Genomic DNA, 25,404 nt, shown 5'->3' on the forward strand with positions numbered 1-25,404 from the left:
GCGAGGCAGCGGCACGAGTAAGCGAGGCGCCCGATGAGCAACATCGAATCCGCCACCCAGGCGGAGGTACCCAGTTCCGCCGGTGTACCGGTCTCCCCGGACAGCGGCCCGGAGAAGCCGCGGAGTCTGACCGGGGATGCCTGGGAAGACCTGCGACGCAACTGGATCTTCTGGGCCGCCGCCGTCCTGGTGCTGCTGGTCGTGACGATGGCGGCCTTCCCGGGCCTGTTCACCTCGGCCGATCCGGACGCCTGTGCGCTCTCCCGGCAGCACCAGGGGCCGAGTGGCTCGGCCATCTTCGGCTACAACTTCCAGGGGTGCGACGTCTACGCCCGGACGATCTACGGTGCCCGCAACTCGGTGCTGATCGGGCTCTTCGCGACCATCATCGCCGGGGTGATCGGCCTGCTCGTCGGCATGGCAGCCGGCTACTTCGGCGGCTGGATCGACGCCCTGCTCGCCCGGGGCATCGACATCGTGCTGGGCATTCCCACCCTGCTCGCGGCGATCGTGCTGGCCCGGCGGCTCTCCGCCGACCCGCAGGACTCGGGCTTCGTCGCGGTGATCTTCACCCTCGGCGTCCTGACCTGGACGACCGGCGCCCGGATCATGCGGTCGTCGGTGATCTCGGCGAAGAGCCAGGACTACGTGTCGGCGGCCCGGATGCTCGGCGCCGGCTCCGGCCGGCTGATGTTCCGGCACATCCTGCCGAACGCGGCGGCGCCGTTCGTGGTGGTGCTGACCATCCTGCTCGGCATCAACATCTCCACCGAGGCCACCCTGACCTTCCTTGGCGTCGGTCTGCGAGGCGACGAGATCTCCTGGGGCGTCGACATCTCGACGGCGGCCCCGTACGTCCGGGAGACGGCCACCCCGCTGGTCTGGCCGTCGGTCTTCCTGGCGATGACCGTGCTGGCGTTCATCATGCTCGGCGACGCGATCCGCGACGCCTTCGACCCGAGGCTGCGGTGAGCTGACCCATGACCGATATCAAGGCAGAGATCGACGTCCTGCCCGGGTTGGACTCGTCCGCCCGGCTGCTGGAGGTCGACGGCCTGCACGTGGAGTTCCATACCCAGGTCGGGATCGCCAAGGCGATCAACGGGGTAAACCTGCACCTGGATCCCGGCGAGACGCTGGCGATCCTGGGCGAGTCCGGTTGCGGCAAGTCCGTCACCGCCCAGGCGATCATGGGCATCCTCGACTCGCCGCCCGGGTTCGTCACCGGAGGAGCGATCCGCTACCGCGGCATCGACCTGCTGAAGCTGCCCGAGGAGCAGCGCCGCAAGGTACGCGCCAACCACATCGCGATGATCTTCCAGGACGCGCTCTCCGCGTTGAACCCGGTCTTCCCGGTCGGCTGGCAGATCGGCGAGCTGTTCCGGGTGCACCGCGGGATGTCCCGGCAGGACGCCCGGAAGCGGGCGATCGAGCTGCTCGACCTGGTCAAGATCCCGGCAGCCAGGCAGCGGGTCGGCGACTATCCGCACCAGTTCTCCGGCGGCATGCGGCAGCGCGTCATGATCGCGATGGCGCTGGCGCTCGACCCGAAGGTGCTGATCGCCGACGAGCCGACCACCGCGCTGGACGTCACGGTGCAGGCGCAGATCATGAACCTCCTCGCCGAGCTGCGGCGGGAACGGAACATGGGACTGATCCTGATCACCCACGACATGGGGGTGGTCGCCGACGTGGCCGACCGGATCTCGGTGATGTACGCCGGGAAGGTGGTCGAGGAGGCGCCGGTGCTGGACATCTACGCCCGACCGGCGCACCCGTACACCAAGGCCCTGCTGGAGTCGATCCCCCGGCTGGACCTCAAGGGGCAGCAGCTCAACGTGATCAAGGGCCTGCCGCCCAACCTGACCCGGATCCCGGCCGGCTGCCCGTTCCACCCACGGTGCGGGTACGCCCGCGACGTGTGCCGGGCCGACCCGCCCCCGCCGCAGTACGAGGTGGATCCGGTCCGGACGGCGCGGTGCCATTTCTGGACGGAGGTGGTCGGCGATGAGCCAGCCGTCAGGTAACGAGGTAGTGCTGGAGACCCGTGGGCTGGTCAAGCACTTTCCGATCACCCGGGGCATCGTCCTGCAGAAGAAGGTCGGTGCGGTACGCGCGGTCGACGGCGTCGACCTGCACCTGCGCCGGGGCGAGACCCTCGGCGTGGTGGGCGAGTCCGGCTGCGGCAAGTCGACGCTGGCCAAGCTGCTGGTCGGGCTGGAGAAGCCGACCGACGGCGCGATCAACGTCCGGGGTCAGGACATGACCCGGCTGCATGGCGGCGAGATGCGCAGGGCCCGGCGCAACATCCAGATGGTGTTGCAGGACCCGTACACCTCGCTGAACCCGCGGATGACGGTCGGCGACATCATCGGCGAGCCGTTCGACATCCACCCGGAGGTCGCCCCGGCGGCCGAGCGGAAGCAGCGGGTCCGGGAGTTGCTGGATCTGGTCGGGTTGAACCCGGAGCACATCAACCGCTATCCGCACCAGTTCTCGGGTGGGCAGCGGCAGCGGATCGGGATCGCCCGGGCGCTCGCCCTCAAGCCGGAGATCATCGTCTGCGAGTCTGCGACGAGCCGGTCTCGGCGCTGGACGTCTCGATCCAGGCCCAGGTGATCAACCTGCTGGAGCGGTTGCAGGACGAGCTGGGGCTCTCGTACATCTTCATCGCGCACGACCTGTCGGTGGTGCGGCACATCGCCGACCGGGTCGCGGTGATGTACCTGGGCAAGATCGTGGAGATCGGTACCGAGGACGAGATCTACGAGCGGCCGACCCATCCGTACACCCAGGCGCTGCTCTCGGCGGTGCCGGTGCCGGACCCGACCCTGCGCGGCCAGCGGGACCAGATCGTCCTGGAGGGTGACGTGCCGTCGCCGGCCAACCCGCCCTCGGGCTGCCGGTTCCGGACCCGGTGCTGGAAGGCGCAGGAGATCTGCGCCACCGCCGCTGGTGGAGCGGGAGCACTCGGCGCACCCGAGCGCATGCCACTTCGCCGAGGAGCGGGACGTGGTACACGCGGTCGAGTAGACCCGTCAGACGCGGTGGTGGACCTGACCCGGCCCACCACCGGTGCGAGAAGAACGCCTCCTCACTGCCCGGGGCGCGGGCCGCCATCCATGCGGCCGGCGTCCCGGGCTCGCGTCCGCACCACGGCCGCCCGTTGGCCCGGCGCCGCGCCGGTCACCGCGAACCCGCCCGGGGTACGGCTCAGAGCGGGCCTCGACCGGCCCGGAGCAGCAGCAGGGCGAGCTGGGTACCGTCGGCGCCGAGCGCCTCCCGGAACCGGTCCAGGATCTCGCGCTCCCGGGAGAGGACGAGCCGGGTGCCGCCGGAGGCCATCCGGGTCCGGCCGACCTGCTGGGAGAGCGCGGCGCGTTCCTGCCAGAGGGCGATCAGCTCACCGTCGATCTCGTCGATCCGCTCCCGCAGCCCGAGGATGTGCTGCGCGGCCTCCGGCGCGTTCGTCCCGGTCTCGGGCTCGGCGCCGTCAGCCGGAATCTCTGCCACCTCTGCTGCCACCTCTGTCGCCATGGGGTCCTCCTCGCCAGCTAGGTCCCCGGTGCCTGGATCCCGACGCGAAAAGCCCCGGGCTCCAGGAGCCCGGGGCTTTTCGTAGGTCATGTTCAGGCGCGACCCACGGCTGCCGGACTCCCGGAGCCGTAGTAAAAGTAAGCCTGCGCCCGACGGATCACGGGTTTGAGTATGCCCAGCCAGCGGTGTCTTGGCAAGCACATCGGCGAGGCCCGCGGGGGAGCTGTGGGAACCGTCCGGCCGGAGCGGTACCCGGGCGGCGGAGCCGGGTACGGGCCCGGCGGAGGCGTAGGTTGTCTCCCCGGCGGCATAGACTCGCGGGGCGATGCATGCTCTCTTCGAACCTCCGCCGCCCTCCGTCCCTCCGGCCCCGGACGCGCCCCGGCGCCGGCCGTCCGGCCCCGACCCGCAGGCCCTGCTGGCCGGGCTGAACGGGCCGCAGCGGGACGCGGTGACCCACTCCGGGGCGCCGCTGCTGATCGTGGCCGGCGCCGGCTCGGGCAAGACCCGGGTGCTGACCCACCGGATCGCCTACCTGCTCGCCGCCCGGGACGTGCATCCGGGGCAGATCATCGCGATCACCTTCACCAACAAGGCGGCCGGGGAGATGAAGGACCGGGTCGCCGCGCTGGTCGGGCCGAGAGCCCGGCTGATGTGGGTGTCGACGTTCCACTCCGCCTGCGTACGCATCCTGCGGGCCGAGCACGAGCACGCCGGGCTGAAGTCGACGTTCTCGATCTACGACGCCGACGACTCGCGCCGGCTGATGCAGATGGTCACCCGGGAGCTGGACCTCGACCCGAAGCGCTATCCGGCCCGGGGGCTGACCACCCAGGTCTCCAACCTGAAGAACGAACTGGTCGACCCGGAGACGTTCGCCGCCCGGGCGAAGGGGCCGAACGAGCGGGCGCTGGCCGAGGCGTACACCCTCTACCAGCGGCGGCTGACCGAGGCGCACGCGCTCGACTTCGACGATCTGATCATGACGACGGTGCACCTGCTCCAGTCGCACCCGCACGTCGCCGAGAGCTACCGTCGCCGGTTCCGGCACGTACTCGTCGACGAATACCAGGACACCAACCACGCGCAGTACACCCTGGTCAAGGAGCTGGTCGGCGGTACGCCCGGGGTCGAGGCGGCCGAACTCTGCGTGGTCGGCGACGCCGACCAGTCGATCTACGCGTTCCGGGGCGCGACGATCCGGAACATCCTGGAGTTCGAGCGGGACTTCACCGACGCCCGGACGATCCTGCTGGAGCAGAACTACCGCTCCACCCAGACGATCCTCAACGCCGCCAACGCGGTGATCGAGCGGAACAGCTCGCGCAAGCCGAAGCGGCTGTGGAGCGAGGAGGGGGCGGGGGAGCAGATCGTCGGCTACGTCGCCGACACCGAGCACGCCGAGGCGGACTGGGTGGGCCGGGAGATCGACCGGCTCTGCGACTCCGACGCGGCCCGGCCGGGCGACGTGGCGGTCTTCTACCGCACCAACGCGCAGTCCCGGGTCTTCGAAGAGGTCTTCATCCGGGTCGGGCTGCCCTACAAGGTGGTCGGCGGGGTCCGGTTCTACGAGCGCAAGGAGGTCCGGGACGCCCTGGCCTACCTGCGCGCCGTGGTCAACGACGACGACACGGTGAGCATCAGGCGGGTCCTGAACACTCCCCGCCGGGGCATCGGCGACCGGGCCGAGGCCTGCGTGGAGGCGCTGGCCACCCGGGACCGGATCTCGTTCGGCGCCGCGCTGCGCCGGGCCGCCGAGGCGCCCGGCATCTCCACCCGGGCGGTGAACGCGATCGCCGAGTTCGTCAGCCTGCTCGACGGGTTGCGGGAGCTGGCCGAGACCGCCCTGCCGGAGGAGGTGCTGGAGGCGGTCCTGACCCGCTCCGGCTACCTCGGCGAGCTGGAGGAGAGCATCGACCCGCAGGACGCCGGCCGGGTGGAGAACCTCCAGGAGCTGGTCAGCGTCGCCCGGGAGTACACCGAACGGGTCGAGGCGCTGGCCGACGAGGGCGGTCCCGGTGCCACCCTGGCCGGCTTCCTGGAGCAGGTCGCGCTGGTCGCCGACGCCGACCAGGTGCCGTCGGACGACCCCGACCACCAGGGCGTGGTCACCCTGATGACCCTGCACACCGCCAAGGGGCTGGAGTTCCCGGTGGTCTTCCTGACCGGCCTGGAGGACGGCGTCTTTCCGCACCTGCGGGCGCTCGGCGACAACCGGGAGCTGGAGGAGGAGCGCCGGCTGGCATACGTCGGGATCACCCGGGCCCGCAAGCGGCTCTACCTCTCCCGGGCGGTCACCCGGTCGGCCTGGGGGCAGCCGTCCTACAACCCGCCGTCCCGGTTCGTCGACGAGCTGCCGGGCGACCTGGTCCGCTGGGAGCGCACCGGGGCCGCCTACACCTCGTGGTCGGGGACCGGCGGCGGCGTGGGCGGCCGGGCCGGCTCCGAGGAGCGCTCCGGCGCCTACCGGGGCGGCGGCTTCTCCGGGGGTACGCCGAAGGCCGCCCAGCTAGCCTCGCGGCTCGGCATCGACGGCAGTCGGCTCAGCACGGCGAGCGAGTTGAAGCAGCCGCCAAAGGTCGCCGCCGGGGACCGGGTCAACCACCAGCGCTACGGCCTCGGCCGGGTGCTGGCGGTCGAGGGGCACGGTTCGGGCGCCCGAGCGCAGATCGACTTCGGCGACCAGACGCTCTGGCTGGTGCTCCGGCACGCCCCGATCGACAAGCTCTGACCGCCCGTACCGCTCGACCGCTGACCCGGTTCAGCAGCCCAGGTCGACTCCACGGGCCCGCATCCAGGGCGCCGGGTCGACCTGGTTCCACAGCCCGTTGTGCACCTCGAAGTGCAGGTGCGGCCCGGTGGCGTCACCGGTGGCACCCTCGTACCCGATCACCTGGCCGGGCTTGACCCGGTCCCCGACGCTCACCACGGTCCGGCTCTGGTGGGCGTAGTGGGTGAGCCAGCCGTCGCCGTGGTCGACGACCACCGAGATGCCGTACCCGGCGAAGGCCCAGCCGGCGTCGACCACCGTGCCGGCTCCGGCGGCCCGGATCGGGGTGTCGGCCGGCATCGCCAGGTCGATGCCGGCGTGCATCGTCCCCCAGCGCATCCCGTAGCAGGAGGTGACGCCGGCCCCCGGCATCGGGTCGACCCAGGCGGCCGCCTTCCGGGCGGGCGGGCTGGCCGCCTTCGCGGCCGCGCTGCTCCGGCTCGGCCTGGGGGTCGGCGGACGGGTGGTCGCGGTGGCGCCCGGGGTCGGCGTCGCGGTCGCGCTCGGGGTCGGCGACGTCGTCGGGGCGGCGTCCTCCCGGGCGGACCGGTCGGCGCGCTGCGCGGCGGCGGCCCGGGCCGACTCCTCCTCGGCCACCGACAGCCGGTCGGTCGGCCGGTCGTCGCCCAGGGCCACCGTGGTCACCGCGCCGGCCACGCCGAGGCCGAGCAGTGCGACCAGCCCGGGCACGAGGTACCGGCTCCGGCCGCCGGCCCGGTGCCGGGCGACACCTGATCGTCCGGTACGCCGGGGCGCGGTGGGCTCGCTGGTCCGGTCGTCGGTCGTCTCGGGCTGGGTCGGGTCGGTCTCCGGCACGACGGGTCCCTTTCTGAAGCGGAGTGGACCCGGAAATGGTGGTCGGCGCGGTGGCGCCAGCTTCGCCCCGGGTGGCCGACCCTGGCCGAGCGACGGACGGCAGCACCGGAGTTATGCCGGAATTCCACCCGATCGACCCCTCTGGCCGGGGCTTCGTGGGTGTCGTCGGTCACATCGGCCGGTGTGGCGCAGGAAACTTCGCCGGAGCACAGCCGAAAGAAAACCGCCCAACCGGTCTCGGTCGGGCGGTAAGGCGGCGTGACGGGGTGTCAGGAGGCGGCTACGTCGGCGTACAGATCGTCGACTTGTAGCTGGATGTCCACTCCCCGGTCCCGGAGGTAGGGGATGGGGTCGGTGGGCTTGCCTTTGACATGCAGCTCGAGATGCAGGTGCGAGCCGTAGGAGTGGCCGGTGTTGCCGACCAGGCCGAGCTGGTCGCCGGCCTTGACCTCCTGCCCCTCGCTGACCAGCAGCTTCGAGGAGTGTCCGTAGATCGACTCGGTGCCGTCGGTGTGCTCGACGATCACGCAGTAGCCGTACCCGCCGAACCAGCCGGCCTTGGTCACCGTGCCCGCGTGCACCGCGTGGTACGGCGTCCCCTCGGCGGCGGCCAGGTCGATGCCGGCGTGCAGCTTGTTCCACTTCATGCCGTACGGCGAGGTGAAGCTGTACTTGTCGAGCGGAAGCCGCCAGACGTCGGGCGCGGCGGCGAGGGTGGAGGCGAGCCCGTCTCCCCGGTCGTCCCGGGACGGCCGCTGGGCGTCGGCGGCCCGCGCACTCAGGTCCTCGCTGGTGGCGGCGGCCTTCTCCAGGTCCGCCAGCGCGGACGGGCTGACCGCCTTGGCGTCGGGCAGGGCTCCCGCGCCGAGCGCGACGACGCCGGCTCCGACGAACGCGGTGGTGACGACAGCGGCGTAGCGGCTGCGCGGGGGTGTGGGGACGCGGCGTCGCCCTCGATAGCGATCGGGCTCAGACGACAGGCGCTGGCGCACGCACACCCTCCGTTGTCGGGTCAGTGTTGCGACCGTGACCGATGTTCGACGATCGAGGTGAACTCCGGTTGACCGCGTTGTCGCCGGGTCATAGACCTGATGACAACCGTGGGCCACGGTAGCCAACCCCTAGGCGCGCCACAAGTCGCAGCGCCAGATTGCCGGTTCACTGTGCGGTTGTGCGTCATGGAATGCCATATCTCGTAACCTTTTGCGACCAGCCTCGTTAGTAACTCTCGGTTACTTGTGGTGCAGCGTTGTGTCATCGATCCGACCGCTGCGGAAGCCTGCCCGGTGGACTCCCCAGGGGTGTGGCCGGACGTCCGCCCCGCCGCTCGTGGGCTCGTCGTCCCCGGGGGAGTTCCCGGTCGGTCGGCAACCGGGTTACCGTTCGTTAAGGTAACTCTGACCGGTGTCCTGGAGAGGTGTTGCGCTGATGAGTTCTCGGATCCGGGTGGTCGTTGCCAAGCCCGGCCTGGACGGGCACGACCGGGGTGCGAAGGTGGTCGCCCGGGCCCTGCGGGATGCCGGCATGGAGGTCATCTACACCGGTCTGCACCAGACGCCCGAACAGATCGTCGAGACGGCGATCCAGGAGGACGCCGACGCGATCGGCCTCTCGGTGCTCTCCGGCGCGCACATGACGCTCTTCCGCCGGGTGCTGGAACTGCTCGCCGAACGCGACGTGACGGACCTCGTCGTCTTCGGTGGCGGGATCATCCCGGACGCGGACATCCCGGAGCTGGAGCGGCTCGGCGTCGCGAAGATCTTCACCCCGGGCGCCACGACCGGCTCGATCGTGGACTGGGTCCGGAACAACGTCGGGCAACCGGTCGTCGGCTGACGCCGCCGGTCCGACGAGTAGTACGGACGGGCGCCGAGTAGTACGGACGAGGCGCCGGCCCGGAGATGGGGGAGAGGCCGGACGCACCCCTCACACGTCCGGCCTCTCTATGCGCGATGCCCCGCCGCCACCCCTCGACCGACAGGGCATCGGCCGTCTCCGTCATCGCGCTCCCCCAGCGCTCCGACATCAGACTCAACGACGTCCCTTACGCCGGGTTACGCCGCCCGGGAAATCTTTTCCCCGCCTTCCCAGGTCGGCGGCCGCACCGACCGGCCGGCCTGCTGTGCGTTACCGCACACCGAGCACCCACGTGGATGCCGGGCGTGCTCGCCTCGCTAGGCTGCGGCCGATGGCCTGTTCGTGCGTACAGCAGGCCCAACTCATTCACACGCTGGCGGCGGTGCGACGGCGCGCCGCGGAGACGGGACGGGACGCGCAATCGTGGACCTGTACGAATACCAGGGGCGTGAGCTGTTCGAGCGGCACGGGTTGCCCGTGCTGGCCGGCGGTGTCGCGACGACCCCCCAGGAGGCCCGCGCGATCGCCGAGCGCCTCGGCGGCCGGGTGGTCGTCAAGGCTCAGGTGAAGGTCGGCGGCCGGGGCAAGGCGGGCGGCGTCAAGCTGGCCGAGGGGCCGGACGAGGCGGTGGCCCGGTCCACCGACATCCTCGGCATGGACATCAAGGGCCACACGGTCAACAAGGTCATGATCACCGTGACCGCGGACATCGCCGAGGAGTACTACTTCTCCTACCTGCTCGACCGCGCCAACCGCACCTTCCTCTGCATCGCCAGCGTGGCCGGCGGGATGGACATCGAGCAGGTGGCCGCCGAGACGCCGGAGCGGGTCGCCAAGGTGGCGATCGACGCCAACGCCGGGGTCGACGAGGCCAAGGCGCGGGAGATCGTGGAGGCCGCCGGCTTCCCGGCCGAGCTGACCGACCAGATCGTGCCGATCGCCGTACGCCTGTGGCAGGCGTTCGTGGCCGAGGACGCCACCCTGGTCGAGGTGAACCCGCTGGCCCGGACGACCGACGGCACGGTGCTCTGCCTCGACGCGAAGGTCTCGCTCGACGAGAACGCCGGCTTCCGGCACCCCGACCACGAGGCGCTGGTCGACCAGGCCGCGGTCGACCCGCTGGAGCAGCGGGCCAAGGAGAAGGACCTCAACTACGTCAAGCTGGACGGCGAGGTCGGCATCATCGGCAACGGCGCCGGCCTGGTCATGTCCACCCTCGACGTGGTGGCGTACGCGGGCGAGTCGCACGGCGGCGTCAAGCCGGCGAACTTCCTCGACATCGGCGGCGGCGCCAGCGCCGCGGTGATGGCGAACGGGCTGGAGATCGTCCTCTCCGACCCGTCGGTACGCAGCGTCTTCGTCAACGTCTTCGGCGGGATCACCGCCTGCGACGAGGTCGCCAACGGCATCATCCAGGCGCTGGCCCTGCTCGCCGAGCGGGGCGAGACGGTCGACAAGCCCCTCGTGGTACGCCTCGACGGCAACAACGCGGAGGCCGGGCGGGCCATCCTCGACGGCGCCGCGAACCCGCTGGTGCAGCGGGTGGACACTATGGATGGCGCGGCCCAGCGGGCCGCCGAGCTCGCGGCTGCGGGGGTGTGAGATGGCAATCTGGCTGACCAAGGAGTCCAAGGTCGTCGTACAGGGGATGACCGGCTCCGAGGGGATGAAGCACACCAGGCGGATGCTGGCCGCCGGTACCAACGTGGTCGGCGGGGTCAACCCGCGCAAGGCCGGTCAGAAGGTCGCCTTCGACAACGTCGAGCTGCCGGTCTTCGCCAACGTCGCCGAGGCGATGGCGGCCACCGGTGCCGACGTCACCGTCATCTTCGTACCGCCGCAGTTCACCCGGGGCGCCGTGGTCGAGGCGATCGACGCCGGCATCCCGCTCGCCGTGGTGATCACCGAGGGCGTACCGGTGCACGACACCGCCGCGTTCTGGGCGTACAACGTGGCGCAGGGGGAGCGGACCCGGATCATCGGGCCGAACTGCCCCGGTATCGCCTCGCCGGGTGCCTCCAACGCCGGCATCATCCCGGCCGACATCACCGGTGCGGGCCGGATCGGCCTGGTCAGCAAGAGCGGCACCCTGACCTACCAGATGATGTACGAGCTGCGCGACATCGGCTTCTCCACCTGCGTCGGCATCGGTGGTGACCCGATCATCGGCACCACCCACATCGACGCGCTCGCGGCGTTCCAGGCCGACCCGGAGACCGACGCGATCGTGATGATCGGCGAGATCGGCGGTGACGCCGAGGAGCGGGCGGCCGAGTTCATCAAGGCCAACGTCACCAAGCCGGTGGTCGGCTACATCGCCGGCTTCACCGCGCCGCCCGGCAAGACCATGGGACACGCCGGGGCCATCATCTCCGGTTCGGCCGGTACCGCCGACGCGAAGAAGGCCGCCCTGGAGGCGGTCGGGGTCAAGGTCGGCAAGACGCCGAGCGAGACCGCGCGGCTGATGCGGGAGCTGATGTCCGGCGGCTGAGCCGTCGACGCGTTCTCCCCGGGGTGGTCGGCCTGTGCCGACCACCCCGGTTCCGTACCGGCGCGACCGGGGCTTCGGGCGTGGACAAAGCGGATATCGCGCTGGCCTCGCTCATCCGTACGGTGGTGTCGCGAACCGGCCGACCCGCCGCCGTGCCAGAGTAGGCGCTGATGCCACCACCCACCGTTCCCGACCGGCCGGAGCTGCCGGAGACCACGCCGGCCGAGCCGCGCGAGTCGGCCGCTGCCGTGAAACCGGCCGGCCGCACCGGGTCGGCGGACGGCCGGGAGCCACGCCGCAGCCGGCCGGCCGGGGAGTCACCGGCCGGGCCGCGCCGGGTGCCCCGGCCGAGGCCGGCCGGGACGACCCGGCGCGGCCGGGCTCCGCTGGCGGTCGCGGCGGCGGTCGCCGCCGGCTGGGCCGCGCTGGTCGGCTACCTGCCGGTCGCCGTGGTGCTCGGGGTGGCCCGGTTCGCCGAGGGCAGCGGCGAGGTCGTCGGCGCCGCCCGGCTGGGCCTGGCCGGATGGCTGCTCGGGCACGGCGTGCCACTACAGACCGACGCCGGGGCGTTCGGCCTGCCGCCACTCGCCCTCGCCATGCTGGCCGCCTGGCGGCTGAACCGGGCCGGGGTGCACGTCAGCCGGGCGGTCCGGGTCCGGGAACGGCCGAGCGCGGGTCGGGCCCTCGCCGTCGCGGTGGCGGTCGGCATCGGGTACGGCGTCATCGGCGGGCTCGCCGCGCTGCTGCTCGGTGGTGCCGGGCCGACCGCCGACCCCGTACGCGCCGTGCTGACGCTGACCGGCTTCGGCACCCTCGCCGCGTTCTTCGGTGCGGCCCGGGCCAGCGGGGTGCTGGTGGCGGTGGCCCGGCGTACTCCGCTGGTGCTCCGGGACGGGCTGCGTACCGGGGTGGTCGCCGCCATGCTGCTGCTCGGGGCCGGTGCCGGGGTGGCCGGACTGGCGGTCGCCACCGGCGGGGGCGAGGCCGGCGACATGATCGGGGCCTACCGCACCGGTGTGCTGGGCCAGGCGGGCATTACCCTGGTCAGTCTCGGCTACGCGCCGAACGCCGCGGTCTGGGCGGCCAGCTATCTCCTCGGGCCGGGCTTCGCGGTCGGCACCGACACGGTGATCCGGACCTCCGAGGTCACCATCGGGGCGCTGCCGGCCGTACCCCTGCTGGCCGGACTGCCGCAGGGCCCGCTCGGCGGGGTCGGCGGCGTCGTACTGGCCGTACCGGTGCTGGCCGGTATGGCCGCGGGCTGGTTGCTCGCCCGCCGCCGGATGCGTTCGGCGGCCGAACGGAACGTGGCGCCGCCCGGCTGGGCCGCGCTGCTGGGCGCGGCGGCGGTCGGCGGCCCGGTCGCCGGGGTGGTACTCGGGGTGGCGGCGCTGCTCTCCGGCGGCCCGCTCGGCGGCGGCCGGCTCGCCGAGGTGGGGCCGGCGCACTGGCAGGTGGCCGCCGGGGCGACCGTCGTCGTGCTGGTCGGTACCCTGATCGGCGCCGCCGCGACCCGGGCTCTCGCCCGGGGCTGAGCCGCCGGCCGGTCCGGCCCGGAAACGCGCTCGGGGCGCCCCGGAAATTCCAGGACGCCCCGGTGCGGCTGTCACGACTCGCGGGCTGTCACCTTCCAGGGCGGCCGTACGCCGCCCGGTCGGTAGTCACGGCGTGTAGCTGAAACCGTTGACGTTCAGCACGACCGCGAGGATCACGTTGACCACCCCGAGGAGCAGGCCGACGGCACCGCAGATGAGGCCGGCCAGCGCCTGACCCCCGTTGCTCGCCTCACCCCGGCTGGCCTTGCCCCGGCCGAGGAAGCCGAGCACGACACCGGCGATGCCGGCGATGATGCCCAGCGCGGCACAGCACGCCGCCGGAATGGAGATGATGCCGACGATCATCGCGATCAGGCCGAGGGTGTTGTTCTGCCCGCCGCCCGGTGCGTATCCGCCGGTCTGGTAACCGGGTGCCGCACCGTAGGGCTGGCCCGGCATCGGCTGCTGACCGTACGGGTCCTGGTACGGCTGCTGCGCGTCCTGGTACTGCGGCTGGCCGTACGGCTGTCCCGAGGTCGGTTGCCCGTACGGTTGCCCCGAGGTCGGTTGCCCGTACGGCTGGCCGGAGGTCGGCTGCGGTGGCTGCGCGTACGGATCCTGGTGCTGCGGCGCGTTCGGATCCGACGGCTGCTGCCCGTACGGGTCCTGACCTGGGTAGCCGGGCTGCATGACAAGACTCCTTCGACAGGTCTCTCAGACTAGATGTTCGACGCCGAGTTGGCGCTGACGATGAAACTGATGACGCAGCAGACCAGCGAGACCGCCCAGAGGCAGATGCCGATGATCAGGGCCAGCTTCGACCACTTGCGGGACTCGGCGGCGGCGGCCTGGGCCGCCGGGTAGTTGCCCTGCTGGAGCAGGGGGTTCACCTTCGAGGCGTTCATGATGGCCGGGATGGCCAGCGGCCAGAACAGGAAGATCGCGACGATGGACATCGTCATGTTGTTGTTGATCTCTTGCGGCGGGTGTGAGGGGTAACCGGGTTGCATGTGGGTTGGGCTCCTTGGCCTGCACTCAGCGCATGTATGAAATTACCGAGGGGTATCTCCTGGGGCAGGTCACTGCCCCGAGCGTCCGGCAGCGTACCTAATCAGCGCCACTTTGGTGGCCCGCTCGCCGCCCGACATGCCGATCGTGATCGACACCGCCCTCTCCGGTGACGCCGCACGGGTCGCGCCGCCGGGAAGTCGGCCTGACCTGCCCGGTAGGGTGCTGGGGTGACTGAGCCCGTGTCGGCAGCCCGCGTCGTCGTCCTCGTCTCCGGCTCCGGGAGCAACCTTCAGGCCCTCCTCGACGCCTGCGCGGACCCGGCGTACGGCGTCCGGGTGGTCGCCGTCGGCGCGGACCGGGACAGCATCGCCGGGCTCGACCGGGCCGCCGCTGCCGGGGTACCCACCTTCGTCGACTCGGTCCGGGCGTACCCGACCCGGGAGGAGTGGGACCGGGCGCTCACCGCGCACGTCGCCGATTACCAGCCCGACCTGGTCGTCTCGGCCGGCTTCCTGAAGCTGGTCGGCCCGCACTTCCTGGCGGCCTTCGGCGACCGGTACGTCAACACGCACAACTCGCTGCTGCCCGCCTTTCCCGGCATGCACGGGCCGCGCGACGCCCTCGGCTACGGAGTCAAGCTCGCCGGGGCCACCCTTTTCTTCGTCGACGCCGGTGTGGACACCGGGCCGATCATCGCCCAGGTCGCCGTGCCGGTGCTCGACGACGACGACGAGGAGACCCTCACCGAGCGGATCAAGGTGGCCGAGCGACGGCAGCTCGTCACGCAGGTCGGCCGGCTGCTCCGGGAGGGTTGGACGATCACTGGAAGGAAGGTCACGATCGGAGTGAGCGACACGAGTTCCGGCGCGGACGGCCGGCGGCCGATCAGGCGCGCGCTGCTCAGCGTCTACGACAAGACCGGGCTGGTCGAGCTGGCCCGGGCGCTGCACGACGCCGGAGTCGAGATCGTCTCCACCGGCAGCACGGCGGCGACCATCGAGGGGGCCGGGATGCCGGTCACCCCGGTCGAGACGCTGACCGGGTTTCCCGAGGTCCTCGACGGCCGGGTCAAGACGCTGCACCCGAAGGTGCACGCCGGGCTCCTGGCCGACCTGCGGCTGGAGCGGCACGCGGCGCAGCTCGGCGAGCTGGGCATCGCCCCGTTCGACCTGCTGGTGTCGAACCTCTACCCGTTCACCGAGACGGTGGCGTCCGGCGCGGACTTCGACGCCTGCGTCGAGCAGATCGACATCGGCGGGCCGGCGATGGTCCGGGCGGCGGCCAAGAACCACGCCTCGGTCGCGGTGGTGACGTCGGTGTCGGCGTACCCGTCGGTGCTGGCCGCCCTGGCCGACGGCGGTTTCAGCGCCGGGCAGCGCCAGCAGCTCGCGGCCCGCGCCTTCGCCGACATCGCCGAGTACGACGTGGCGGTGGCGAACTGGTTCGCGGTGCGGACCGGGCCGGCCGAGCAGGAGTGGCCGGCCTTCGCCGGTCAGGTGCTGACCGCGCCCACCCCGCTGCGGTACGGCGAGAACCCGCACCAGGCGGCGGTGCTCTACGTCGACCCGGCGTCCCCGCCCGGGCTGGCCCAGGCCGAGCAGTTGCACGGCAAGGAGATGTCCTACAACAACTACGTCGACGCGGACGCCGCCTGGCGGGCGGTGAACGACTTCGCCGACCGGCCGGCGGTGGCGATCATCAAGCACGCCAACCCGTGCGGCATCGCGATCGGCGCCGACGTGGCCGAGGCGCACCGCCGGGCGCACGCCTGCGACCCGGTCTCCGCGTTCGGCGGGGTGATCGCGGTCAACCGGCCGGTCTCGGTCGAGATGGCGCGGCAGATCGCCGAGGTCTTCACCGAGGTACTGGTGGCACCCGACTTCGAGCCGGGTGCGGTGGACGTACTCTCCGGCAAGAAGAACATCCGGCTGCTGCGCGCGCCCGCCTGGGCGCCGTACCCGGCGGAGTGGCGCCCGGTCAGCGGCGGCGCGCTGGTGCAGATGGCCGACCGGGTGGACGCGCCCGGCGACGATCCGGCCGGCTGGCGGCTGGTCACCGGCGAGCCGGCCGACGAGTCGACCCTCGCCGATCTCGCCTTCGCCTGGCGGGCCGTCCGGGCGGTGAAGAGCAACGCGATCCTGCTCGCCGCCGACGGTGCGACCGTCGGGGTGGGGATGGGCCAGGTCAACCGGGTCGACTCGGCCCACCTGGCGGTCTCCCGGGCCGGTGCCGAGCGGGCCCGGGGCGCGGTCGCCGCCTCGGACGCGTTCTTCCCGTTCCCGGACGGGCTCCAGGTGCTGATCGACGCCGGGGTCCGGGCGGTCGTCCAGCCCGGCGGCTCGCTGCGTGACGAGGAGGTCGTGGCGGCGGCGACGGCGGCCGGGATCACCATGTACCTCACCGGCACCCGGCACTTCTTCCACTGACCGAACCCCACCCACCGGACCGCGAACCGGTGTGGAGGTTCCGGCGGCCGGCGGTGCCCCCTCGGCACCCCGGCCGGCCGGAACCCCGCACCGGTCAGCCGACCCGCAGCACCGCGCTGCCGGTCGCGCCGCCGGACCGGCTGGCCCGTACGGTCCAGCAGCCGGCGGTGGGGAAGTTCCAGCCGGTACCCCACTCGTCGCCCGGCCTGGTCCAGGTGCTTCCGCCGTGCCCGGTGGGTCCCCAGACCGGTTCGATGGTGGTCCCGTCCGGGCCGGTGGCCCGGATGCTGAAGCTGCCGTCGCCGGTCATCCGCCAGACGATCTTCTCGTCCAGGCCGCTGCGCAGACTCGGCCCGCCGCGCGGAAAGAGCAGCCCCCAGAAGGAGTTCCCGGCGTCCGCGACGCCCTGCACCTCGGGTAGCCCGTCGGCCGATCGGGTCTCGGCCGCGCAGGTGCCGGCCGGCTCGGCGGCGGCTCCGGTCGCGGTCACCGGCCCCGCGCCGCTCTCCGGCGACGAGGACGCCCCGGCGACCGGGCTCGGGGCCGGACCGGCGGTGTCGGGGTGCTCCTCGGCACAGCCGAGCAGCGGCACGGTCGAGGCCAGCAGGGCCAGCGTCACGAGCAGTCTTCGCACCATGTAGACGAGAGCCCGGGAACCATTGTGTGGTTCCCGGGCTCTGCACCCCCGCCGTACGTGCGGTCCTGCCGCGCGTACGACGTCCATCCCCACCGGTACGGTCCTGCCGCCCGGTCGGTCCTGCACCTCCCGCCCCCCGGCCCTCGCCCGCACAGGCGATCCGCCGGTCGGGGTCAGGAGACGACGTGCTGCTTGAGTTCGGCGAAGTGGCAGGCGCTCGGGTGCGGCTCGACGGCCCGGAGCACGAGCTGCGGCTCCTGGGTGGCGCAGATCTCCTGCGCCTTCCAGCACCGGGTCCGGAACCGGCAGCCCGAGGGCGGGTTGGCCGGCGACGGCACGTCACCGTCGAGCCGGATGACCTCGCGGTGCGCCCGGGCCTTCGGGTCCGGCACCGGCACCGCCGAGAGCAGCGCCTGGGTGTACGGATGGGTCGGCCGCTCGTAGATCTCGTCCTCGGTACCGATCTCCACGATCTTGCCCAGGTACATCACCGCGACCCGGTCGGCGATGTGCCGCACCACCGACAGGTCGTGCGCGATGAAGATGTACGAGAGCCCCAGTTCGTCCTGGAGGCTCTCCAGGAGGTTGATCACCTGGGCCTGGATCGAGACGTCCAGCGCCGAGACCGGCTCGTCGCAGACGATGATCTCCGGCTTGAGGGCGAGCGCCCGGGCGATCCCGATCCGCTGCCGCTGCCCACCCGAGAACTGGTGCGGATAGCGGTTGATGTGCTCCGGGTTCAACCCGACCAGATCCAGCAGTTCCTGCACCCGCTGCTGGCGGGAGCCGCGCGGCGCCGCGTCCGGGTGGATGTCGAACGGCTCGCCGATGATGTCGCCGACCGTCATCCGCGGGTTCAGCGAGGTGTACGGGTCCTGCATGACCATCTGCACGTTCCGGCGCATCCGGCGCAGTTCCCCGCCGGAGAGCTTGAACATGTCCCGGCCCTCCAGCATCGCCCGGCCCGAGGTCGGCGTCTCCAGCCGCATCAGCAGCTTGGCCAGGGTCGACTTGCCGCAGCCGGACTCGCCGACGATGCCGAGGGTCTCGCCCCGGTTCAGCTCGAAGCTGACCCCGTCGACCGCCTTGACGGCGCCGATCTGCCGCTTGAAGACGATGCCCTGGCTGATCGGGAAGTGCTTGACGACGTTCTCGACCCGCAGCACGGTCTCGCCGCGCGGCTTGGCCGCGGTGGTCTGCTGGTCAGAGCGTGCCATCGAGGACCTCCTGGGCGAAGTGGCAGGCGCTGGTCCGGCCGTTGCCGAGCGACCGGCTCGCCGGCACGACGTCGACGCACTCCTGCCGGGCGTACGGGCAGCGCGGGTGGAACGGGCATCCACTGGGGATCCGCATCAGGTTCGGCGGCAGGCCCTTGATGGTGGTCAACCGCTGGCCCTTGAGGTCGAGCCGGGGAATCGACTCCAGCAACCCCTTGGTGTACGGGTGTGCCGGTGCCTCGTACAGCGAGTGCACGTCGGCGTGCTCGACGATCCGGCCGGCGTACATCACGGCGATCCGGTCGGCGACGTCGGCGACGACCCCGAGGTCGTGGGTGATCAGGATCATCGCCATGTTCAGGTCCCGGCGCAGTTCGCCGAGCAGGTCCATGATCTGCGCCTGCACCGTCACGTCCAGCGCCGTGGTCGGCTCGTCGGCGATCAGCACCGCCGGGTCCAGCGCCAGCGACATCGCGATCATGACGCGTTGGCGCATCCCGCCGGAGAACTGGTGCGGGTAGTCGCCGATCCGCTGCTTCGCGGCCGGGATCTTGACCAGTTCCATCAGCTCGATCGCCCGGCGCTTGGCCTGGGCCCGGGACAGTCCCTCGCGCAGCCGCAGCATCTCGCCGATCTGCCAGCCGACCGGGAAGACCGGGTTCAGCGCGGAGAGCGCGTCCTGGAAGATCATCGAGATCTGCTTGCCGCGTACCTTCCGGCGCTCCTCCTCGGGAAGCTTCAGCAGGTCGGTACCTCGGTAGAGGATCTGGCCGGACGGGATGACCGCCGGCGGCATGTCCAGGATGCCCATGATCGCCTGCGCGGTCACCGACTTGCCGGAGCCCGACTCGCCGAGTACCGCCAGGGTCTCCCCGGCGTCCAGGTGGTACGAGACGCCGTTGATCACCTTGGCCACGCCGTCCCGGGTGCGGAACTCGACGAAGAGGTCCCGTACCTCCAGCAGGTGCCCGCCGTCCCCACCGGCCGGTCGCCGGTCGCCGAGTCCGCTTCGTTCGTTCAGGTAAACCGTCATGTGGTCACCGCAGCTTCGGGTCGAAGGCGTCGCGGATCGCGTCGCCGAGCATGATGAAGGCCAGTACGGTCAGCGCCAGGAAGGTCGAGGGCACCACCAGCGGGACCGCCGACTCCCGCATGTGGGTCCGCCCGGCGTCGATGTCGATGCCCCAGGAGATGGTCGGGGCCTTCAGGCCGATGCCGAGGAAGGAGAGCGTCGCCTCGGCGGCGATGAACGAGCCGAGCGCGATGGTCAGCACGACGATCACCGGGGCCAGCGAGTTGGGCAGGATGTGCCGCCACATGGTCCGGCCGTTGCCGGCGCCGAGCATCCGGGCCGCCGCCACGTAGTCCTGCTGCTTGGCGCTGATCACCGAGGAGCGGATCACCCGGGCGGCCGTGGTCCAGCCGAGGATCGCGAGTACGAAGATCACCGCGACGATCCGGACGTTCGGGCTGTCGCTGCTGATCCGCTTGAGCATCACGATCGCGGCGAGCAGCAGCGGGATCCCGAGGACCACGTCGATCACCCGGGAGAGCGCCGCGTCGACCCACCGGCCGAAATAGCCGGCGAGCATGCCGACGGTGATCGCGATCAGACCGGTGACCAGTGCGGAGAAGGCGCCGACCAGCAGCGACGCCCGGGCGCCGAAGACGGCACGGGCGTAGACGTCGCAGCCCTGGAAGTCGTACCCGAACGGGGCGCCGCCGCCGGGGCCGGCGTGCTGCCGGGCCAGCGTGCACTCGTGCGGGTCGTTCGCGGTGAACAGGCCGGGGACGGCCGCCATCGCGGTGACCGTCAGGACCAGTACCAGCGAGATCCAGAAGATCGGGTTGCGGCGCAGGTCGCGCCAGGCGTCGCCGGCCAGGCTGCGCGGCCGGGCGGCCGGGTCGGTCCCGGCCTTGCCGCCGGCCGTCCCGGCCGCGGCGACAGTCTCAAGCTCACTCATGCCTGTTGATCCCTCACTCGTACCGGATGCGGGGGTCGAGGACGGCGTAGAGGACGTCCACCACGAGGTTCGACACCAGATAGACCACGACCAGCACGCTGACCAGGCCGACCACCAGCGGGCCGTCCTCGGTCTTGATGCCGCGGAAGAGGTTGAACCCGACGCCCGGGATGTTGAAGACCCCCTCGGTGATGATCGCGCCGCTCATCAGGTTGCCGAGTTCGACGCCGAGGAAGGTGATCACCGGGATCAGCGAGTTCCGGAGTACGTGCACGCTGACGATGCGGCGGACCGGCAGCCCCTTGGCCCTCGCGGTCCGTACGTAGTCGGAGCGCAGGTTCTCGGCGACCGAGGTACGGGTCAGCCGCAGCGCGGTGGCCAGGGACAGGGAGCCGAGCACGATGCCGGGCAGCAGCAGGGCGTAGAGGCTGGGCTGGGCGCCGGCGGTCGGCGGGAAGAGCGGCAGCTTGACGCCGAGGAAGTACTGGGCGAGCGGCGCCAGCACGATGGTCGGGATGCCCAGCACCAGCAGGGTCAGCGCCAGGGTGGCGTTGTCGAAGATGCTGCCCCGGCGGAGGCCGGCGATGACCCCGGAGGTGACGCCGACGACGATCGCCACCAGCAGCCCGATGACCGCGAGCTTCACGGTGACCGGCCAGGCCTGGGCCAGCATGTCGCCGATCTCCCGGCCGGTGAGCGAGTCACCGAGGTCGCCCCGGAGCAGGTTGCCGACGTAGTCGAAGTAGCGGTAGAAGAAGCCGCCGACGCCGGTCTGGTCGAGGTGGAACTTCTCGGTCAGGTACGCCCGCTGCGCCTCGCTGACCGGGCGCTCACCGGCGAGTGCCTGGATGGGGTCACCCTGTCCGGCGAACATCAGCGCGTAGACGATCAGAGTGGTCCCGAAGAAGGCCAGGACCATCTGAAGCAGGCGCCGCACGATGTAGCGGAACATGCTGCTTACTCTCCGTGGGGATGGCTGGGGCGCGGTGTGCGGGAAACGGTCCGGGCCACCCGAGGAGTTACCGGGTGGCCCGGACCGGCCGTGCGGTCAGCTCAGCTGACGACCTCGATCTTGGTCATGTCGACGACCTGGAAGAGGTCGACCTCGACGTTCTTGACCCGGGTCGAGTGCGCGTAGACGTTCTGGCCGAACCGGAGCGGGATCACCGGCATCTCGGCGGCCAGGATGTCCTCGGCCTGCTGGTACTTCTTGACCGCCTCGTCCGCGGTCGCGGCGGTCGTGCCCTCCTGCACCAGGCGGTCGAACTCCGGGTTGCTGTACCCGTAGTAGTTCGACGAGCCGTTGGTGGTGTACAGCGGGCCGAGGTAGTTCTCCATGGACGGGTAGTCCATCAGCCAGCCCAGCCGGATCAGGCCGACCGGCTGCTTGTTCTCGACCTTGGTCAGCAGGTCCGAGAACTTCGGCTCGGCGGTACCCACGCACTCCACGCCCAGGTTGGCCTTGAGCTGGTTGCAGGTCGCGTCGACCCAGTCCTTGTGCCCGCCGTCACCGTTGTAGGTGATCTTCAGCTGGCTCGGTCCACCCGCGGCCTGGTAGAGCTCCTTGGCCTTGGCCGGGTTGAACTCGCAGGCCTCGCCGCAGGTGTCGTCGCGGTAGCCGGCGACCACCGGGGAGACGAACGAGCGCGCCGAGATCTGCGACTCCTTGAAGATGGACTTGCTGATCTCGTCCCGGTCGATCGCCATGGAGATCGCCTTGCGGACCTCCGGCTTGCTGAACTCCTTCTCGAACGTGGGGAACGCCACGAACTGGAAGGCGGAGGCCGGGCTCTGCTTGAACCGGTCACCCAGGTCGGTGGCCGCGGTGCTCAGGCTCTCGGTCGGGACGGTCACGTCCACGTCGAGGTTGTCCGAGAGCACGTCCGCGTACGCGGCGGTGAGCTGCTGGTAGATCCGGAACTCGGCACCGGCGATCTTCGGCTTCTCACCCGGGTACGCGTCGTAGCGCTCGACCTCGACCTTGGCGTCGTGCTGCCAGGTGCCCTTCATCTTGAAGGGGCCGTTGCCGACCGGGGCGTCCTCGAAGCCGTCCTTGATCACGCCGGGTGCCGAGAAGGCGGCCGCCGGCAGCGGGTAGAACGCGGTGTAGCCGAGCACGGTCTTGAACTCGGTGTACGGCTTGGCCAGCGTCACCGTGAAGGTCAGGTCGTCGACCTTCTTCAGCCCGCTCATCGTGGTGGCCTTCGGCTCCGGCGCCTTCTGCGGGCCGTCGCCGTCCGGGTCCTCGGACTGGAGGTCCTCGTAGCCGGCGATCTTCTCGAAGAAGTAGCTGTTGCCCTGCCCGTTCGGCGCGTAGGCGCCGTAGTTCCAGGCGTTGATGTAGCTGTCCGCGGTCACCTTCTCGCCGTTGTGGAAGGTGTAGCCGTCCTTCAGCTTGATCGTCCAGGTCACGTTGTCGGTCGAGTTCACGGACTCGGCGGCGACCTCGAACGGCTTGTTCTGCTCGTCGTAGTCGACCAGCGGGGTGAACAGGGCGGAGAGCACCTGGTTACCGCTTGACTCGTTGGTGTTGGTCGGAATCAGGTGCTGCGGTTCCGCGATCTGGATCGAAACCGTCGCATTCGGGTCGCTCTCCCCCGAGTCGCCGCCACTGCCACAGGCCGCGAGGCCGAGGGTCGCGGCGAGGGGGAGGGCGGTCCAGGCAGCGAGCCTACGAACCTGCATTGAGCCTCCTCGTCTCCTTACGCTGAGCAGCCGTCCCCACACAGAGGTAACGCTGTGCAACGCTCGGCAAAGGTAGGTCGGAGCAGGACCCCTGGCCAAACTGGATGATTACGAGTCAGTAACACAGTCCCCCGGCGGGACTTGCACATATACCGGCTGAGCTGCTATCGGGAGTCGACTTGGCCGATCCCGCAGATTCGGTCATCCGGAACTTATACGACCGAACGGTACTGGCCGCCCGAGGTGAGCCGGACAACGCCGGCCCGGAGATTAATCCGTATTCGCCCTGATCGGGCCTTCCATATTGTGGACAACTCCACAAGATCTCACCGAGCGTGACTAAGAACACGACTACGTATAGTTAGCATCCGGTGCCGGTCACCCGGCCGACCGGGCCTTGGCCGAGTGGCCGATCCCGGTACCGACCAGCCGGGTGCCGGGCCGGCCGGCCGTACCGCGTGAGACGATCTGGCTGTGACGGCCACCCTTCTCGACGGCAAAGCGACCGCGGCACACATCAAGGACGAACTCCGCGACCGGGTGAAGGCGCTGGCCGACCGGGGCGTCGTGCCAGGGCTGGGCACCGTACTGGTCGGCGAGGACCCCGGCTCCCAGGCGTACGTCAACGGCAAGCACCGGGACTGCGCCGAGGTCGGCATCGCCTCGATCCGCCGCGAGCTGTCGGCCGACGCCACCCAGGAACAGGTCGACGCCACGGTCGCCGAACTCAACGCCGACCCGGCCTGCCACGGCTACATCGTGCAGCTCCCGCTCCCGGCGCAGCTCGACACCCAGCGGGTGCTGGAGATGATCGACCCGGACAAGGACGCCGACGGGCTGCACCCGGTGAACCTCGGCCGGCTGGTGCTCGGCTATCCCGGGCCGCTGCCCTGCACCCCGCGCGGCATCGTCGAGCTGCTGCGCCGGCACGACGTGCCGCTGCGCGGCGCCGAGGTGGCGGTGGTCGGCCGGGGCAACACCGTCGGTCGGCCGCTCGGGTTGCTGCTGACCCGGCGCAGCGAGAACGCCACCGTGACGCTCTGCCACACCGGCACCCTCGACCTGGCCGCGCACACCCGGGCCGCCGACATCGTGATCGTCGCGGCCGGCGTGCCGGGCCTGCTCACCGCCGACATGGTCCGGCCGGGTGCGGTGGTGGTCGACGTCGGGATCACCCGGGTGATCGGCGCGGACGGCAAGGGCCGCTACACCGGGGACGTCGGTCCGGACGTCGCCGAGGTGGCCGGCAAGCTGGTGCCGATGCCGGGTGGAGTCGGCCCGATGACCCGGGCGATGCTGCTGGCCAACGTGGTGGAGCGGGCCGAGACCGAGCTGGAGTCCGCCGACCGGGGCTGAGGTCGGCACCCGGTCCCGCCCGTCCGGCGACTGTGAGCGACGGCAGGCAATTCCGCCCCTGGCCAAAACCGAACACTCCTGACTGATACCGTCCGGAAATAACCAGACGGGTATCAGGGAGTGGGACGACCATGGGCAAAAAGGTCACCGTAGTCGGTGCCGGCTTCTACGGCTCGACGACCGCGCAGCGCCTCGCGGAGTACGACGTCTTCGACACTGTCGTGATCACCGACATCATCGAGGGCAAGCCCGAGGGCATCGCGCTGGACCTCAACCAGTCGCGCCCGGTCGAGGGCTTCGAGACCAAGGTCGTCGGCGTGACGACCGGCAAGGGCGGCGAGGGCTACGAGCAGATCGAGGGCTCCGACGTCGTCGTGATCACCGCCGGGCTGCCCCGCAAGCCGGGCATGAGCCGGATGGACCTGCTGGAGACCAACGCCCGGATCGTCCGCCAGGTCGCCGAGAACGTCGCCAAGTACGCCCCGAACGCCGTGGTCATCGTCGTCTCCAACCCGCTGGACGAGATGACCGCGCTGGCCCAGATCGCCACCCAGTTCCCCAGGAACCGGGTGCTCGGCCAGGCCGGCATGCTCGACACCGCCCGGTTCACCAACTTCGTCGCCGAGGCGCTCGGCGTGAAGGTCGGCTCGGTGCGGACCCTCACCCTCGGCTCGCACGGTGACACGATGGTGCCGGTGCCGTCCCGCAGCACCGTCGACGGCAAGCCGCTGCGCGACGTGATGCCGGCGGAGCAGATCGAGGAGCTGGTGGTACGCACCCGCAACGGTGGTGCCGAGGTGGTCGCGCTGCTCAAGACCGGTTCGGCGTACTACGCGCCGTCGGCCGCCGCCGCCCGGATGGCCCGGGCCGTGGCGACCGACTCCGGCGAGGTCATGCCGGTCTGCGCCTGGGTCGACGGCGAGTTCGGCATCTCCGGGGTCTACCTCGGCGTCGAGGCGGAGATCGGCCGGGAGGGCGTACGCCGGATCGTGGAGACGCCGCTGGACGCCGACGAGATCGAGAGCCTGAAGGCCGCCGCCGAGGCGGTCCGGGCCAAGCAGGCCGACGTCGCCAACATGTGATCCGGGTGTAAGGAAGGGCC

Annotated in this window: 21 protein-coding genes and 1 pseudogene; 11 read left to right on the top strand and 11 right to left on the bottom strand. The window is 71.1% G+C overall.

Features of this window, described 5'->3' with window-relative positions; all coding sequences use genetic code 11:
• Nucleotides 1–33: 33 nt before the first annotated feature.
• From V1634_RS03430 to V1634_RS03440, 3 genes and pseudogenes are all read left to right on the top strand, one after another.
• On the top strand, nt 34–972 hold the full coding sequence (locus V1634_RS03430; RefSeq protein ID WP_331206260.1) for an ABC transporter permease: 939 nt from the start codon (nt 34–36) through the stop codon (nt 970–972).
• 8 nt (nt 973–980) lie between these two features.
• On the top strand, nt 981–2,027 hold the full coding sequence (locus V1634_RS03435; protein WP_331206261.1) for an ABC transporter ATP-binding protein: 1,047 nt from the start codon (nt 981–983) through the stop codon (nt 2,025–2,027).
• Nucleotides 2,008–3,033 (top strand): annotated as a pseudogene (locus tag V1634_RS03440) (ABC transporter ATP-binding protein). Before V1634_RS03435 ends, V1634_RS03440 begins: the two are co-directional and overlap by 20 nt.
• A 180-nt stretch (nt 3,034–3,213) precedes the next feature.
• Here the strand turns inward: V1634_RS03440 and V1634_RS03445 are convergent.
• Complete coding sequence (locus tag V1634_RS03445) at nt 3,214–3,537, bottom strand: chorismate mutase (RefSeq protein ID WP_331206262.1); 324 nt, start codon at nt 3,535–3,537, stop codon at nt 3,214–3,216.
• Between the two features lie 325 nt (nt 3,538–3,862).
• Here V1634_RS03445 and pcrA point away from each other — a divergent pair, with 325 nt between their 5' ends.
• Nucleotides 3,863–6,268 (top strand): DNA helicase PcrA, encoded by a 2,406-nt coding sequence (pcrA, locus tag V1634_RS03450; protein WP_331206263.1) that lies wholly within the window; start codon nt 3,863–3,865, stop codon nt 6,266–6,268.
• Between the two features lie 30 nt (nt 6,269–6,298).
• Here the strand turns inward: pcrA and V1634_RS03455 are convergent, their stop codons facing one another.
• Nucleotides 6,299–7,123 carry a M23 family metallopeptidase gene (locus V1634_RS03455; protein ID WP_331206264.1) on the bottom strand — a complete coding sequence of 275 codons (825 nt, stop codon included), beginning with the start codon at nt 7,121–7,123 and terminating at the stop codon, nt 6,299–6,301.
• Nucleotides 7,124–7,392: 269 nt separating this feature from the next.
• Entirely contained in the window at nt 7,393–8,115 is a 723-nt protein-coding gene (locus V1634_RS03460; RefSeq protein ID WP_331206265.1) for a M23 family metallopeptidase, read from the bottom strand.
• A 436-nt stretch (nt 8,116–8,551) separates the two neighbouring features.
• On the opposite strand from V1634_RS03460, the gene V1634_RS03465 reads away from it, so the two are divergent.
• From V1634_RS03465 to V1634_RS03480, 4 genes are all read left to right on the top strand, one after another.
• Nucleotides 8,552–8,959 carry a cobalamin B12-binding domain-containing protein gene (locus V1634_RS03465; protein ID WP_331206266.1) on the top strand — a complete coding sequence of 136 codons (408 nt, stop codon included), beginning with the start codon at nt 8,552–8,554 and terminating at the stop codon, nt 8,957–8,959.
• 444 nt (nt 8,960–9,403) lie between these two features.
• Complete coding sequence (gene sucC, locus V1634_RS03470; RefSeq protein ID WP_331206267.1) at nt 9,404–10,582, top strand: ADP-forming succinate--CoA ligase subunit beta; 1,179 nt, start codon at nt 9,404–9,406, stop codon at nt 10,580–10,582.
• Nucleotide 10,583: 1 nt separating this feature from the next.
• Nucleotides 10,584–11,471: a succinate--CoA ligase subunit alpha gene (sucD, locus tag V1634_RS03475; protein WP_107270140.1), complete on the top strand. Its 888-nt coding sequence runs from the start codon at nt 10,584–10,586 to the stop codon at nt 11,469–11,471.
• 203 nt (nt 11,472–11,674) lie between these two features.
• Nucleotides 11,675–13,006: a cell division protein PerM gene (locus V1634_RS03480; protein ID WP_407951714.1), complete on the top strand. Its 1,332-nt coding sequence runs from the start codon at nt 11,675–11,677 to the stop codon at nt 13,004–13,006.
• Between the two features lie 126 nt (nt 13,007–13,132).
• On the opposite strand, the gene V1634_RS03485 is transcribed toward V1634_RS03480, so the two are convergent.
• Together V1634_RS03485 and V1634_RS03490 are read right to left on the bottom strand one after the other, a co-directional pair.
• A complete protein-coding gene (locus V1634_RS03485; protein WP_107260711.1) occupies nt 13,133–13,696 on the bottom strand; it encodes a DUF4190 domain-containing protein in 564 nt (187 codons plus the stop codon).
• A gap of 29 nt (nt 13,697–13,725) precedes the next feature.
• On the bottom strand, nt 13,726–13,968 hold the full coding sequence (locus V1634_RS03490) for a CD225/dispanin family protein (RefSeq protein WP_331206269.1): 243 nt from the start codon (nt 13,966–13,968) through the stop codon (nt 13,726–13,728).
• A 276-nt stretch (nt 13,969–14,244) separates the two neighbouring features.
• Here V1634_RS03490 and purH point away from each other — a divergent pair, with 276 nt between their 5' ends.
• Entirely contained in the window at nt 14,245–16,443 is a 2,199-nt protein-coding gene (gene purH, locus V1634_RS03495) for a bifunctional phosphoribosylaminoimidazolecarboxamide formyltransferase/IMP cyclohydrolase (RefSeq protein WP_331206270.1), read from the top strand.
• Between the two features lie 94 nt (nt 16,444–16,537).
• On the opposite strand, the gene V1634_RS03500 is transcribed toward purH, so the two are convergent.
• From V1634_RS03500 to V1634_RS03525, 6 genes are all read right to left on the bottom strand, one after another.
• A complete protein-coding gene (locus V1634_RS03500; protein WP_331206271.1) occupies nt 16,538–17,077 on the bottom strand; it encodes a hypothetical protein in 540 nt (179 codons plus the stop codon).
• Between the two features lie 176 nt (nt 17,078–17,253).
• Complete coding sequence (locus V1634_RS03505) at nt 17,254–18,297, bottom strand: ABC transporter ATP-binding protein (protein ID WP_331206272.1); 1,044 nt, start codon at nt 18,295–18,297, stop codon at nt 17,254–17,256.
• Nucleotides 18,284–19,330, bottom strand: a complete 1,047-nt coding sequence (locus V1634_RS03510; RefSeq protein WP_331206273.1) for an ABC transporter ATP-binding protein — start codon at nt 19,328–19,330, stop codon at nt 18,284–18,286. Before V1634_RS03510 ends, V1634_RS03505 begins: the two co-directional genes overlap by 14 nt.
• 4 nt (nt 19,331–19,334) lie before the next feature.
• On the bottom strand, nt 19,335–20,261 hold the full coding sequence (locus tag V1634_RS03515) for an ABC transporter permease (RefSeq protein ID WP_331206274.1): 927 nt from the start codon (nt 20,259–20,261) through the stop codon (nt 19,335–19,337).
• 13 nt (nt 20,262–20,274) lie between these two features.
• Entirely contained in the window at nt 20,275–21,213 is a 939-nt protein-coding gene (locus V1634_RS03520; RefSeq protein WP_331206275.1) for an ABC transporter permease, read from the bottom strand.
• Between the two features lie 101 nt (nt 21,214–21,314).
• Complete coding sequence (locus V1634_RS03525) at nt 21,315–22,946, bottom strand: peptide ABC transporter substrate-binding protein (RefSeq protein ID WP_331206276.1); 1,632 nt, start codon at nt 22,944–22,946, stop codon at nt 21,315–21,317.
• Between the two features lie 474 nt (nt 22,947–23,420).
• On the opposite strand from V1634_RS03525, the gene V1634_RS03530 reads away from it, so the two are divergent.
• Nucleotides 23,421–24,302 (top strand): bifunctional methylenetetrahydrofolate dehydrogenase/methenyltetrahydrofolate cyclohydrolase, encoded by an 882-nt coding sequence (locus V1634_RS03530; protein ID WP_331206277.1) that lies wholly within the window; start codon nt 23,421–23,423, stop codon nt 24,300–24,302.
• Between the two features lie 131 nt (nt 24,303–24,433).
• Nucleotides 24,434–25,384, top strand: a complete 951-nt coding sequence (gene mdh / locus V1634_RS03535; RefSeq protein WP_107260693.1) for a malate dehydrogenase — start codon at nt 24,434–24,436, stop codon at nt 25,382–25,384.
• Nucleotides 25,385–25,404: the final 20 nt, after the last annotated feature.

The organism is Plantactinospora veratri, from assembly GCF_036421995.1.
In the GTDB taxonomy this organism is placed as follows: Bacteria; Actinomycetota; Actinomycetes; order Mycobacteriales; family Micromonosporaceae; genus Plantactinospora; species Plantactinospora veratri.